This is a genomic window from Vibrio sp. 03-59-1 (assembly GCF_013114135.1).
Taxonomy (GTDB): domain Bacteria; phylum Pseudomonadota; class Gammaproteobacteria; order Enterobacterales; family Vibrionaceae; genus Vibrio; species Vibrio cortegadensis.
Genome location: NZ_VTYA01000020.1, coordinates 49211 through 62599, shown reverse-complemented (window position 1 = coordinate 62599; position 13389 = coordinate 49211). Strand labels below are relative to the sequence as shown.

Here is a 13389-nt window from a genome sequence, read left to right as displayed (position 1 = left end):
TCTCCATAAGCGTCTATTTATATTTAAAAATAGTCTACTTAAACTAACTTGGCGCCACTAGAACTCAATAAAAACGTACCCTTACAGAGAAACAACCTAACGCCCAATTAAGGGGTGAGCAACGCTACCACCCAGCCTAAAGCATTGTACCGTAACCACTAAAATTGAAGTAGAAGCAAAAATGCCAAGCGTTGGGAATCCCTCTTAAATTGCTTGTTATGTTTATTTTATGTACGCAACTACTACCTGAGCAATACCGACTAGAACTAAAGCTCCTGTGAGCCAGTTCAATGCCAACGCGACTTTACTAGATGATTTTGACGATTCCTGAAATGCTTCTTTAAGATCTTCCATTTGTTCCGCAAGTTCATCAGTACTTTGCGAGAGATGCTCCAAAGCTGACGCAGAACGATTTATGGATGAGAACACCGTATTCTTTGACAGAGTTTTATAAAACGTATCTTCTATTTGCGCTAAAGATCTTTCTTGTTTTTCATTTGAAGTCATAATTTTCCTATTAAACATAACGCTATCTAGACAGCTTCTAGCAACCTTTCTTCCACGCTACCGCCATCTTTCCTGTAGATTACTTTACCGTATGCTAACACAAACATTTATGCAAAACAGTTAGATAGCGTATTAAACAGTGTGCTTATGCTCTCAATTAGACAACTAAAAGCCACCTAGTACCTATTAATTGCCGCTGACTTAAATCACTGTATAAAAAAACAGACCAAAGAGCGGTAAATGAAAACACAATTCATGCTACATATAAAAGAATACATGCATACACGACACTACTCCGTTAGAACCATTGAGTCCTATGTGCATTGGATAACCAAGTTTATTGTTTTCCACAATATGGAACACCCATCAAAACTTAATGACAAAGATATCGAACGGTTTCTTACCGACCTGGCCATTAATCAGAAAGTTGCAGCAAAAACACAGGCATTGGCACTTAATTCACTTCACTTCTTATACCGTGATATTTTCAAGGCTCCTATCACGCTTGATCTCAACTTTAAGCGGTCGATCATTGATAGAAAGTTGCCTGTCGTTATGACAACAAGCGAAACCAAAGTTTTTTTCAATCATATTGATCCTAAATATAAACTTCATGCACAGCTATTATATGGGTCTGGGTTACGTCTTATGGAGTGTGTCCGACTGCGAGTTCAAGACATTGATTACGATTATGGGCTAATACGGATTTGGCAAGGCAAAGGTGGGAAAAACCGGGCGGTCACCCTCGCGAGAGAACTTTACCCTATCTTAAAAGAGCAACAATCAATTGCTAAACGATATTACGATAAAGACATCAATACACCTGGTTACGGTGGTGTGTGGATGAAAAACGCGCTCTCTGAGAAATACCCTCATGCCGATTTAGATTTCAACTGGCATTACCTATTTCCCTCGTGCAAAACAAGTATTGATCCTGAATCGAACCTATCACGTCGACAACATATCAGCGAGACGGCTTTACAGAGGGCCGTAAAGCGAGCAGCGAAAGATGCAGGGATAAATAAAAATGTCACTTGTCATACATTACGGCACTCATTCGCAACTCACCTGCTAGAGTCAGGAGCCGATATCCGAACCGTTCAAGAGCAGCTAGGACACAGCGATGTAAAAACAACTCAAATCTACACGCATGTATTAGAACGTGGGGCTAATGGCGTTCTCAGCCCTCTTTCTCGATTATAAATCTCAAGTAACAGACGAAAAAAAAGAGAGCTTTCGCTCTCTTTTTAAAACATAAACAACGGCCTAATTAAAGAGCTGCTTTTGCTTTTTCAACTAGTACTGCAAATGCAGCTTTGTCAAATACCGCGATATCCGCAAGGATTTTACGGTCAATTTCGATTGATGCTTTCTTAAGGCCATTGATAAGACGGCTGTAAGATAGACCATTTTGACGAGATGCAGCATTGATACGAGCAATCCATAGCTGACGGAACTGACGCTTTTTGTTGCGACGGTCACGGTAAGCATATTGACCAGCTTTAGTCACTGCTTGGAAAGCTACGCGGTAAACACGTGAACGTGCTCCGTAGTAACCTTTTGCTTGTTTCAGAACTTTCTTATGACGTGCACGAGCTTGTACACCACGTTTTACGCGAGGCATTATGTCTCTCCTAAACTAAAATAAATAAACTAAAAAGAATTAAGCGTATGGCATCATACGTAGTACACCTGCAACTTCACACTTAGGTAAGATTGCATTTGGACGTAACTGACGCTTGTTCTTAGTAGTACGTTTAGTCAGGATGTGGCGTTTTGTAGCGTGCTTAAACTTGAAGCCACCAGCAGTTTTCTTGAAACGCTTAGCAGCACCTTTGTTGGTTTTCATCTTAGGCATGATGAAGACTCCGCATTGTTAGTTGTTAATAAACATAGTAATCAGGGCGAATAAAACGTCACCGCTGTAAACAGCAGTGACGCTATATTACTTGTAGGCCTTTAATTACTTCTTCTTCGGCGCCAATACCATAATCATCTGGCGACCTTCTATTCTCGTTGGGAAAGATTCGACTACTGCAAATTCTTCAGTATCCGCTTTCAAACGATTAAGAACGTCAACACCGATGCTTTGGTGGGCCATTTCACGGCCACGGAAGCGAATTGTTACCTTCACTTTGTTGCCGTCTTCTAGGAAACCAGTCAGGTTGCGTAGTTTTACCTGATAGTCACCAATATCAGTCCCAGGACGGAATTTTATTTCCTTAATCTGGACCTGTTTTTGCTTCTTCTTCTGCTCTTTCGCAGCTTTGCTCTTCTCGAAGAGGAACTTACCGTAGTCCATCACACGACAAACTGGCGGCTCGGCGTTAGGGCTGATCTCTACAAGATCCATACCAGCTTCATTAGCTGCTTCAAGTGCCTCAGCAATTGAAACTACACCAACGGGTTCTCCGTCAGCGCCAGTTAGACGAACTTCACGTACGCCACGAATGTCACCATTTAAACGGTGCTGGTTTTGATTGGCCGGTTGTTGGCCACGTCTTCCGCCTTTAATAGCTATTCCTCCAGATTGAGCTTACGGCTTGAAACTTCGGCTTGGATGTATGAAATAAAGTCATCCACTTTAAACTTGCCTAAGTCCTTGCCCTTACGGGTACGTACTGCAATTTCGCCGGCTTCCATTTCTTGGTCACCACAAACGAGCATATACGGTACACGTTTCAAAGTATGTTCGCGGATTTTAAAGCCTATCTTCTCATTTCTCAAGTCCGCTTTTACTCTAAATCCACTTTTTTGCAGTTTTTTTGTAATTTCTTGCACATAATCTGCTTGTTTGTCAGTTATGCCCATTACAATTGCTTGTTCTGGCGCCAACCACGTAGGGAAGAAGCCAGCGTACTCTTCAATAAGAATACCAATAAAACGCTCAAGTGAACCTAGAATTGCTCGGTGAATCATAACTGGCGTATGACGCTCGTTATCTTCACCTACGTATGTTGCACCTAAACGTTCAGGAAGTGCAAAATCGAGCTGCACTGTACCACATTGCCACGCACGATCCAGACAATCATGCAAAGTAAATTCAATTTTCGGTCCGTAGAACGCGCCCTCGCCTTCTTGGATCTCGTAAGCGATATCCATAGATTCTAGGGCAAGTTTTAAATCTGCTTCTGCTTTGTCCCACATTTCGTCAGAACCAACACGCTGTTCAGGGCGTGTAGATAGCTTAACGACAATGTTTTCAAAACCAAATGTGGTGTATGTATCGTAAACCATCTCAATACATGATTTCACTTCATCTTGCACTTGAGCTTCAGTACAGAACACGTGAGCATCATCTTGAGTAAAACCACGAACACGCATAATGCCGTGTAGTGCACCTGATGGTTCGTTACGGTGACATGAACCGAATTCAGCCATACGCAATGGTAGGTCGCGGTACGATTTCAAACCTTGATTAAAGATTTGCACGTGACCTGGACAGTTCATTGGTTTAATCGCGTATTCACGGTTCTCTGAACTTGTTGTGAACATCGCTTCAGCGTACTTGTCCCAGTGACCAGAACGCTCCCAAAGAACGCGATCCATCATTAATGGACCTTTTACTTCTTGGTAATCATATTCAGTCAGTTTTTGACGAATAAATACTTCTAGATCACGGAAGATAGACCAACCGTTGTGGTGCCAGAAGACCATACCCGGTGCTTCTTGCTGCATATGGAATAAATCCAAGTGCTTACCAATTTTACGGTGGTCACGTTTTGCCGCTTCTTCCAAACGCGTTAAATGCGCTTTAAGTGCTTTCTTATCGTGGAAGGCAGTACCGTAGATACGTTGAAGCATCTTGTTGTCACTGTTACCACGCCAGTATGCACCCGCAACGTTTAATAGCGTGAAGTGTTGGCAGAAACCCATATGCGGAACGTGTGGACCACGACACATATCGATGTATTCTTCGTGATGGTACAGACCTGGACGATCGTCTTTAGAAACGTTCTCATCCAAGATTTCAATCTTGTACGTCTCACCGCGCGCTTCAAAAGCATCGCGAGCTTCCTGCCAGCTTACCGTCTTTTTAACAACTTGATATTTAGTCTTCGCTAGCTCTTTCATGCGTTTTTCAATGGCATCAAGATCTTCTTGGGTTAGCGAATGCTCAAGATCGATATCGTAGTAGAAGCCGTTGTCGATGGTTGGACCAATCGCCATTTTTGCTTCAGGGAAAAGCTGTTTAACCGCATGACCAAGCAAGTGAGCGCATGAGTGACGAACGATTTCTAAACCGTCTTCTTCATCTTTTGCAGTGATGATCTCAAGGCTTGCATCATTTTCGATTAGATCACAGGCATCAACACGTTGACCATCAACACGACCAGCAATGGTTGCTTTCGCAAGACCAGGACCAATTGAAGCGGCTACATCTAGAGTTGAAACTGGAGCATCGAACGGGCGTTGACTACCGTCAGGAAGAGTAATTACAGGCATATATTATCCTTTACAGTGGTGTCGCACACTAAGCGACACATGCTAAGTTTTTACACTTTAATAAACAAAGAGTTAAGTTAAAGTGTTAGTGGGTTTAATTGATTTGGTACAAATTCGGGTACAAGTACGGATGAACCCTCCTAAATACTCAGGGCATTGTAGCGAATTGAAATGAAATAACAATGCAGCAGATGAAATTGGTGAACACTCAAATATCAAAAAGTCATAACTAGTTCGTTGTTATGGACAAATCATCTTGCATTAAAACTTTTACTCCTAGCTGGCCCTTTAATTGATATATTTGCTCTGTAATGCAGGTGATGCCAACAGCATTGCTTCGCAATTTTTAAATATTAATAGAGTCAGTCTATTTCAGTTTAATACAATCAAAATAGTTATGATTTAGTAAGTTTGATAATAGACTTAACATCTAACCTATAAAGTGCAATAGAGCAACCTTGTTGACGCAAATCCCCTTTGAATAGAAACGATTCAGCCAAGCTGACTGAATCGTAAATATTATCAAATGCTATAAACCAAACCAACGCTACATGTCAGACATATCAAACTTGAATGGACATAAAGAAAAATTAGCTACTACTCACCAAATTGGCCAACTTCAACTATTGATATAGAAAGATCATTTTCGCTGGCCCCTATAGGGTTAGCATAAAGGTTATACATAACATTGAAGAAATTAGGGTGAACAAGCCCTTCACTACCTTCAAAACCATCAAAATGCATATTTACCCCAAGAACATGACCAAGTTCATGTTCAGCAATTGCTGAAGCATAAGGCCCTCGCTTTTTACTATTTTCTTCATCATCACACTCACTTGAGCCTAAATGAATATAATAAAGCCCATTGTATTTTAGTGGTGATGTGTTCCCTGCGGTTTGTGTCGCAGAGAAAGTAACAAAACGATCTGGCTCTGGAGTGTTATTCACATTTCCGCAACCAGGGCTATCGTCACCGTTTCTAGCCCCTCCTTCAACAAAAACAATGCCATTTTCAGGTATACTTGTCACTCTAGAAAAGAAAACAACACCTCCTAACAATGCTTCATACCGATCTAAAGCTTCTTCTGCTCTAATAATACCATTCGTATTTACTTCAATAGGTGGTTCCCAACGCACTAGTGTATCACTGTGATAACCAGCCAGAACTTCAGATTGAATTTGTGCTTCGGTCCAAGATGTGGTTTTCCCTGGGTCGGTATATAGTGCACCACCACCACCAGCATCTTCCCCTCCACATGCTGTAAGTAATGAGAACGCCACAAATACAGCAGCTTTATTTAATGTTTTAATTTTCAAAATAAACCCTTTATTTAATCTGTGAAATAAGTGTAATTCAAACAACTAGCGGCCTACTCTTGTTGCCTTTCTATCAGTTATTCACAAAAGCAATGAACAACTAACAACCTATAGCGCTTGTCTATTGCATATTACCAGACTCAAATCCCAATCAAATGGACAAATTATGATCAACATTCAAATATTGCACTTAAGTTTTCTCTCATATATTAGAATAACAAGCTTCTCCGCTCAGTAGGCTCGCTCAAAAATATGAGTTTTATTATTGATTCCTGCTTTCATTCAGATCACTTAGGCTCATTTCAAAAAATATATAACGTTATGCATCACGCAAAACTAATCACTTTAAGAACTTGCCACCAGTATCATCTTGGTGGTGATGGCTTAGAGAGCCGAAAAATTTTTATTTCGCGAGAGTCAGCCTCGTTTGCACTTCTGTAGGACTAGAAAGAACCTATTTTGGCTGTGGTAGCAACGGCGTTAAATATTATAATTCAACAAGTTACCACCAATTTGATTGAAAAACACACTACAACACGATACATTGAAGATCTAGTAGGAGCGACAAAACTACAACTATGAGGATAATATATGAATATTTCTCAGATAATCAGTAAATACCCTAATACAATCTTTAATACTGTTGAGTTTATAAACCATTATAAGCAGATGACAGGTTCAGAGCTTAGTATTTCAGAAGCTAACAAGTTGCTCCATTCAGAATGTCGTCAATATACCTACTCTGATTCTATAACTGGAATTATATTTTGGTCTAAACATAGACCAAGGATAGCTACACCAAGAAATCCAATGGGCCCAAGATGGGCGCGTTAATGTCTATAGTACTGAGTAGATAAACTCCACCCCTCCAAACGAACGGCTATCTCCTCTCCTTGTGAGATAGCCTTTGCTAACCAGCCCTTTTAACAGCGTACTTGTAAAGCTGGGTGACAAATCACATTGCCCAGCCACTTGTAATGCTGTCACGCTTTCGCCTTCATTGATCGCATCAAGCACTTTCAGTTGTGTTTTGGTTGGCTTCACTCGCACCACTTGGTGAGGACAACAACGCGCAGCAGCCATGAGCGCACCGTTGATTGGTGCGTTTTGGTGTAAAAATGCCATGATATTACAGTTCTCTGAGACTCAAGACGTTTTCGCCTTGTTGATTGATTTTAAAGATCATTTTAGATCTAATGACGATTGCAGATCAGGTGCTGGAAAGGTTCGCCAGCAATTATTTAACCACTCATGGTACTGAATTAGGGCTTCTTTCTTTTGCAGTTCCACTAGAGAATGAATGTAAACAACATCTAATTTGTCCTTTGCGTGATTCAAAAGCGACTCAGCAACAAAGTAATCGACGCCTAAATCAGCCCAAACAGTTCGTGCAAGCTTTCGTAAATCATGAGCAGACCACGATCCTTTGCTCACCAAGCGAACCAATTTGCACGCTTTTGCCCTATGAGTAGGAAAGTTGTCTCGTTTGCTTAATGGAAAAACAAACTTGCCTTTGTAATTATTATCCAAAAGCCATTGCTTGTATGAAGATAAGAACTCAACCATGCTATCCGTTAGTGGATAAACAATCGCACGCTTAGTTTTGGTGTTCTCAGCAGGAATCACCCATTGTTTTGCTCTGAAATCAATATGCCGCCACTCAGCCATTCGAGTTTCACCAATACGGGTACCGTGATAAAGCATCAATGTGCATAGTGCTTTGGGGATTGGCTTAGAGTGACGAATCGCTTGTATCGTATCTAGAATATTGATCGGCATCAGCTTTGGAGGCTTAGGAGGGATCGGTCTATTGTGAAAATCTTTCCACTGAATATCGCTCAATGGGTTCGTGTGTAACTTCTCCATTTTATGAGCGGTTGAAAATGCCACCTTTAGCAGTTGGAACAAGCCTTTCGCGTAGTTGAGTGAGTAGCCTTGCATTAAGAACGGCAGAAAGAAATACTCATCAATCACACGATGAGATACTTCAGAAACTGCAACGCCATCAAAAAATGCATAAAGGTGAACATTGAACATACTCCGAATAGCAGATAGTCGGTTATCTTCTAACTTGCTCAACTCCTCTTGCCTTGTAATGTGCCACTCCAACACGTCGTTAACATCAGGAAGAAAGTTTTTGCGAATTAGTGGTGTATCGTCATCTCGTTTCTCTTTTGCTAACTGAAGAGCTACTTTCGTCGGCGTTTCGGGGAAGTGCGCATAAACAACACTATGTTGCTTGCCTTCGCTGTAGCTAAAGTACTTCCAACTTCCTTTAGAGCGATCTTTCTTATAAACGTAATACAGCGAAAAACGTTCATCTTTAAGACGCTTAACCGTAGGCTCTTTCGCATACTGCCGAATCTTTGCATCAGAAATCTTACACTTCACCGTTTGTGCATAGTGCGCATGAGTATTTAAGCGAACTCCCATTTATACCCCCGTCAATGTGGCTTGAATGGACATTGTTTTAGCCTGGCGCCCTTGCCCAGAAAACGTCACTGAATCAATTGAACACGAACCTCTGAATAACAAATCAAAACTGTCATCGAGCACTATTAAACCTTCAGCAAAAGCACTGCTATTGGCGGGAGCTGTAATGGTCAGTTTTCGCCCCTCTCTTTGGATGCGCCTTAACTCTGTTAGGCAAGCCTGCTTTGCTTCCGCTTCACTATTGAAATCTTTACCCAACACTTTGAAAGGAGCACTACCGGCATTAGCATCAAGCCGCTTGCCCTCATCCGTAGAAAGGTAAGAGGCCAACACACCGTTAAAATCCTCTCGACCATCAAGTTCCACATCGACATTCACGAAGTTGGGAAGTGTTGAGCTATTACCAACAGGAAGTGACAACGTAATGGTTTCAATTGTATTTCCACTTGCACTTAACACCTCTCCTTTTGGGGCCATCACATAAGTACTGCCGACGGGTTTTGCCACTGCATCATATTGCTTCGCTAGTCGTCTTAAGAAAACGCTACAACTTTCATCTGTGCGATCTAAATGCTCGATTTCAATTTTTTGTAATTTAGGATGGACAAAAACCGAGTAGCCGTGTGGAAGCAAACTATCGACCATCACTTTCTCAATAGAAACCTTATCCCAACTGTTCGACTTTTTAGCACGAAACCCATTAGCATCATCCTTATTAAATGGCGCGACAGACAGCACCAAACTCACCTCTTTCGGGCTCATCTTTGCACTGCGCTTACTGATCTGAAAGGTATCGCGGAACACTTCCCCCAAATACACTTCATACTTCTCACCTTTTGGTGGAATGCCAGAGATACCCTCAGAAAAAAGGGACAGCGTTAAACTGTCCCCTTCCACACCGTTGCCATCCGTTAAGTTCCAACTTTTTAAATTCGCCAAAATCATTTCAGCACCTTTACCTTCAAGTTTGAACATCAGTCCCAGCTCCTTGTTACCGTTTGTTTTCGAGTCGTCCTGAACGCTTCAGGGATCACAACGACACAATCTTGTTTGAAAATATCAGTACGAACATGAGGGTTCGCGATATAAAACTTACGCTCTAATTCGTCATCATCAGACTTTGTGTGTTTAAACAATAAGTCTGTAATTAACTCACCAGCTTTAGCTTGTACTTGCACCGCGCTTCTCCAGTAACTGAATCGATAATTCTGTTTTCATCGCTTTACCGTTATGAATGATCTCGCTTTTCACCTCTTCAATTTGAGAAATGGTCCATCGGCCAAGGTTCCAACCATCACCATCGCTAATTTGCTGAGGAACCGTCAGTAACTCACGCACTTTATTGACCGATTCAGTGGCGGTAGAGCGAGTCCAAGTGGCAGTAATTGAAATCTTACTTAGTGGTGAACCTGTTGGCTCAGAATCTGCGTTATCAATTAACGCTGTTTCTGAATAAGTTCCGAAATCAGTACGAGAGAGGCGAGAAATAGGTGTTCGGTTTTGAACCGAGAACACCACATCCCCAATAACTAAGTGATACATAGGCAACCCTTTTATGCATCGATGTAAGAAACCGAAAGTGAGTCTTCGATAGACATTCCCGTCATCTGCAAACTTTCTTCAAGTTGGCGTTTTACTTCCATTGCTATCTGTTGAGGATCCATACCTGGTGCTGCATGGATTTGAATAGGGGCATCCACTTTGACAGGTGGATGTGATTTAGCCGTGGCCTCTTTCTTACGATTCTCAGCTAAACGCGTTTCAACTTCCTCTGGCTGCATGAGCTTATTCGGCATCGGCGTGAGTTTATCGCCTAACCATTCCGCCATGCTGCCACCAAAGAAATCACCGGCTAATGAACCAACTAAACCACCAACCACCGTTCCCACACCAGGGAAGATTGCGGTGCCTAATGCTGCGCCTAGACTTGCTCCCCCCATTCCTCCAAGTAAGCTTCCACCTTCAGTCACCGCTTCTTTCGTATTGCCATTAGTTAAAGCCGTAGCAATATTGCCAGCCGAAATCGCCATAGAAAGCGGACGTAGCACTTTGCTTAATCCAGATTTCCCAATGCCTTCTGCAATATCACCTCCGATATCAACCGCATCTTGAGCCGCCGCCATCATCGGCATCATGGCCAACGCGCCACCACCCAACGACATGGGTAGAGCACCTTTATTGGCTCGCATAACATTAGACGTTGTATTAAACGCTCGTGCACCAACACTGGTGGCGGTGTTTCCCACCACATGACGAGCGTTGCCCATCTTGTTGCTAACCGTTGAGAACAGCGAACGGCCAATGTTCAGTACTCTAGAGGTGAGGTTACGAGAACGCCCAAAGCGTTTGGAGCGATTAGAGCGGTAGCTATCGCTTGTGTTTGTTTGATAAGAACTAAACCGCCGAGCATCACCACCTATTCCACGATTGTTGATAATATTTCGAGCGTTACTGACTCGGTTTGAGGCTGACGAAAGAACGTTGCCGCCAAGATTGACGATCTTGCCAAATAGCCCTCGCTTACCACTTTTAGCCATATTGAGGCTACGTACACGAGAACGGCTTCGTGAGCGTTGGTTCGGTTGGCTCTTTCGTACACGTTCCCTTCGCTCATAAGGTCGAGAGCGGTCCCCTCCTTCATGTGATCTAATATCATAAAGCGCATCACTGAGTTTTCGGATCTGCTTCGTAGCAAACTTAGCCGCTTTGCCACTTGTTGATGTTTCTCGATCTAAACCATTTCGAAATAGCTTTCCTTTATCTAGGGTATTACCGAAAATTAACGAAGCGGCCTTGCCTGCCAGTAAAGCGGCCTTCAGCGCAACAAACCCAGTAACACCAATGGCAACGGCAGAAGTTACACCTTCGTTCGCCTCCGCAAAATCACCAAGTAACATCGCCGCATTGCCTAATGGCTCAAGCACCCAATTGAGTGCAGGTAAAAGCGAATTACCAAAAATAACACTGAGCCTAGTCACTTTATTAATGAAACCTGAAATGCCCCCTTCAGTTGTCGAGATGCGGCTTGCAAACTCTTTTTGAAGTCCGTCAATGTGGGTACTTTGTTCTTGGTTAGCAACGGCCAAAGCTTCTTGGTATAACTCCGTATTACCCGCTAATGCAGATATTGCGCCTTTTGCCTCTTCACCAAAAATTTGACTGATTAATGCACCTTGTTCCTCAAGTGGTGCATCTTTTATCGCATCAAGTACGCCCATCAACGTGCCCGACGCATCCGTTTGCATCGAACTGGCTAACTCTTCAGAGTTATAACCTATTTTTGAAAGTGCGCCTCGCTGTGAATTGGTTGCAGCAGAGCCTAAGGTCAAACGACCCGAAATATTCTTAAGCGCCGTAGCCGCTGATTCTTCATTCATACCCGTGGCCAGCATCGAGGTGGCTAATGCGCTGGATTCATTCACATTAAACCCCGCCATTTTTGCACTGGCCCCTTGCCGAGCCATTACACCAGCAATATCCCCCGCTTTAGCATTAAACTTATTGGAAAGACTATTTGCGGTACTGGCTAACCCCATCGCACCTTCTTGATCTAAACCTAGAGCAGCTTTGAATGTAGCCAGAGTTTCTCCCGCTTGACCCGCTTCCATATCAAAAGCCACGCCCATCGCAGCTGAATCGAGAACAAAGGATTTCAGCTCTGCGACATCTTGAATGCCACTTTGCCCACCAGCTGCGAGCATATCGTTTATCTCATTGGCCTTTAACCCACCGCCTTCTTTTGATGCTGAGGTTCGTAACGACCAAGAACGAAGTTGAGCCGCTTCTTCCGGTGACATATCGACGACTTTTTTTACATCAGCAAAAGAGGATTCATTTTTAACCGCTGAATAAACACTTGCCCCTAGCGGCATAGCCTTCATTGCTAACGAGCTCGCTTGCCCACCAATATCACTTAATTTGGCGTTACGAGTATCGATGCGAGACTTAATAGCATTACGCTTCTTAAGATGCTCATTTTGCTTTGCAATCGCTGCGGTCGCTTTTTCTGATTCACGCTCTAACTTACGCTGTTCAGCCGCAAGGCGATTAGTATGAACTCCTGCGTCTTTTAGCTCTCCACCTAATTTTTTAAGCTTATTCGTCTGGTTAACTTGCTTTTCAGATAGCGTATTAACTCGTTTAGTAGCTTGCTTATATGCTTTATTGAGATCAGACGTTCGAACTTTGCCTTCACCCATCTCAATATTCAGAGCATTCATTCGATTCTTTGCAGAATCCAACCTGTTTTGAAGTTGAACCGCACCTTCACCAGACGTTTTCTTGAGTTGAGCATTTAAACGGCTCACTTCAGTATCCGCAGCCGCATACTCAACACGCAGTTTACGTGTGGTTTCCTTATGATCGGCTTGCTCTTTAGATAATCGAGCCACATCGGCTTCAGCTGCGCGATACTGTTCACGCATCCGTTTCATCGACTTAATGGCCGATTGATAACCGGTTACCTTTTTGAGATCGCCATTAACCTTTCTAACTTGGTTACGTTCTTCTTCAATGGCAGCAGTTAAACGCTCTGTTGCAGTGGTGGTAGAGAGAATATCTTCAGTGCCCTTTACAACCGTATCGAGCACTAAACTAATTTTTTCAGACATCTTTTACCCCAATATTCTTTAGGATGAGGTTGTAACGATGGATCGCCACATCTTGAGGCCACTGGCGTAGCTCATC

13 protein-coding genes are annotated in these 13389 nt (G+C 42.7%); 1 reads left to right on the top strand and 12 read right to left on the bottom strand.

The genetic code is table 11. The annotated features are described in order from the left end of the window. Window positions 1-222: 222 nt before the first annotated feature. Window positions 223-507, bottom strand: a complete 285-nt coding sequence (locus F0249_RS17260) for a hypothetical protein (RefSeq protein WP_171757320.1) — start codon at window positions 505-507, stop codon at window positions 223-225. A 240-nt stretch (window positions 508-747) separates the two neighbouring features. Between F0249_RS17260 and F0249_RS17255 the strand changes: the two genes are divergently transcribed. Continuing rightward, window positions 748-1710 (top strand): integron integrase, encoded by a 963-nt coding sequence (locus tag F0249_RS17255; protein WP_171757319.1) that lies wholly within the window; start codon window positions 748-750, stop codon window positions 1708-1710. Between the two features lie 67 nt (window positions 1711-1777). Here F0249_RS17255 and rplT read toward each other — a convergent pair whose 3' ends face one another. From rplT to F0249_RS17200, 11 genes are all read right to left on the bottom strand, one after another. Continuing rightward, entirely contained in the window at window positions 1778-2131 is a 354-nt protein-coding gene (rplT, locus tag F0249_RS17250) for a 50S ribosomal protein L20 (protein WP_017052550.1), read from the bottom strand. Window positions 2132-2170: 39 nt separating this feature from the next. Continuing rightward, window positions 2171-2365, bottom strand: a complete 195-nt coding sequence (rpmI, locus tag F0249_RS17245; RefSeq protein ID WP_017052549.1) for a 50S ribosomal protein L35 — start codon at window positions 2363-2365, stop codon at window positions 2171-2173. Window positions 2366-2470: 105 nt separating this feature from the next. Beyond that, window positions 2471-3022: a translation initiation factor IF-3 gene (gene infC / locus F0249_RS17240; RefSeq protein ID WP_084654942.1), complete on the bottom strand. Its 552-nt coding sequence runs from the start codon at window positions 3020-3022 to the stop codon at window positions 2471-2473. Window positions 3023-3024: 2 nt separating this feature from the next. Further along, window positions 3025-4953: a threonine--tRNA ligase gene (gene thrS, locus F0249_RS17235; RefSeq protein WP_017052547.1), complete on the bottom strand. Its 1929-nt coding sequence runs from the start codon at window positions 4951-4953 to the stop codon at window positions 3025-3027. 597 nt (window positions 4954-5550) lie between these two features. Next, window positions 5551-6270 carry a hypothetical protein gene (locus F0249_RS17230; protein ID WP_171757318.1) on the bottom strand — a complete coding sequence of 240 codons (720 nt, stop codon included), beginning with the start codon at window positions 6268-6270 and terminating at the stop codon, window positions 5551-5553. Window positions 6271-7107: 837 nt separating this feature from the next. Then, a complete protein-coding gene (locus F0249_RS17225) occupies window positions 7108-7395 on the bottom strand; it encodes a helix-turn-helix domain-containing protein (protein WP_171757317.1) in 288 nt (95 codons plus the stop codon). Window positions 7396-7452: 57 nt separating this feature from the next. Continuing rightward, window positions 7453-8703, bottom strand: a complete 1251-nt coding sequence (locus tag F0249_RS17220) for a site-specific integrase (protein ID WP_171757316.1) — start codon at window positions 8701-8703, stop codon at window positions 7453-7455. Then, window positions 8704-9678 (bottom strand): hypothetical protein, encoded by a 975-nt coding sequence (locus tag F0249_RS17215; protein WP_171757315.1) that lies wholly within the window; start codon window positions 9676-9678, stop codon window positions 8704-8706. Then, window positions 9678-9881: a hypothetical protein gene (locus F0249_RS17210; protein ID WP_171757314.1), complete on the bottom strand. Its 204-nt coding sequence runs from the start codon at window positions 9879-9881 to the stop codon at window positions 9678-9680. The genes F0249_RS17215 and F0249_RS17210 overlap by 1 nt, the downstream gene beginning before the upstream one ends. Then, window positions 9865-10245, bottom strand: coding sequence for a phage tail protein (locus tag F0249_RS17205; RefSeq protein WP_171757313.1), 381 nt, complete (start codon window positions 10243-10245; stop codon window positions 9865-9867). The genes F0249_RS17210 and F0249_RS17205 overlap by 17 nt, the downstream gene beginning before the upstream one ends. A gap of 11 nt (window positions 10246-10256) precedes the next feature. Next, the gene (locus F0249_RS17200; RefSeq protein ID WP_171757312.1) at window positions 10257-13313 is read right to left on the bottom strand and encodes a phage tail tape measure protein; all 3057 of its coding nucleotides are present in this window, start codon (window positions 13311-13313) and stop codon (window positions 10257-10259) included. Window positions 13314-13389 lie beyond the last annotated feature (76 nt).

What these genes read in the sequence shown, in the direction of transcription:
- F0249_RS17260 (WP_171757320.1), bottom strand. Translation starts at nt 507, where the DNA reads ATGACTTCAAATGAAAAACAAGAAAGATCTTTAGCGCAAATAGAAGAT.
- F0249_RS17255 (WP_171757319.1), top strand. Translation starts at nt 748, where the DNA reads ATGAAAACACAATTCATGCTACATATAAAAGAATACATGCATACACGA.
- rplT (WP_017052550.1), bottom strand. Translation starts at nt 2,131, where the DNA reads ATGCCTCGCGTAAAACGTGGTGTACAAGCTCGTGCACGTCATAAGAAA.
- rpmI (WP_017052549.1), bottom strand. Translation starts at nt 2,365, where the DNA reads ATGCCTAAGATGAAAACCAACAAAGGTGCTGCTAAGCGTTTCAAGAAA.
- thrS (WP_017052547.1), bottom strand. Translation starts at nt 4,953, where the DNA reads ATGCCTGTAATTACTCTTCCTGACGGTAGTCAACGCCCGTTCGATGCT.
- F0249_RS17225 (WP_171757317.1), bottom strand. Translation starts at nt 7,395, where the DNA reads ATGGCATTTTTACACCAAAACGCACCAATCAACGGTGCGCTCATGGCT.
- F0249_RS17220 (WP_171757316.1), bottom strand. Translation starts at nt 8,703, where the DNA reads ATGGGAGTTCGCTTAAATACTCATGCGCACTATGCACAAACGGTGAAG.
- F0249_RS17215 (WP_171757315.1), bottom strand. Translation starts at nt 9,678, where the DNA reads ATGTTCAAACTTGAAGGTAAAGGTGCTGAAATGATTTTGGCGAATTTA.
- F0249_RS17205 (WP_171757313.1), bottom strand. Translation starts at nt 10,245, where the DNA reads ATGTATCACTTAGTTATTGGGGATGTGGTGTTCTCGGTTCAAAACCGA.
- F0249_RS17200 (WP_171757312.1), bottom strand. Translation starts at nt 13,313, where the DNA reads ATGTCTGAAAAAATTAGTTTAGTGCTCGATACGGTTGTAAAGGGCACT.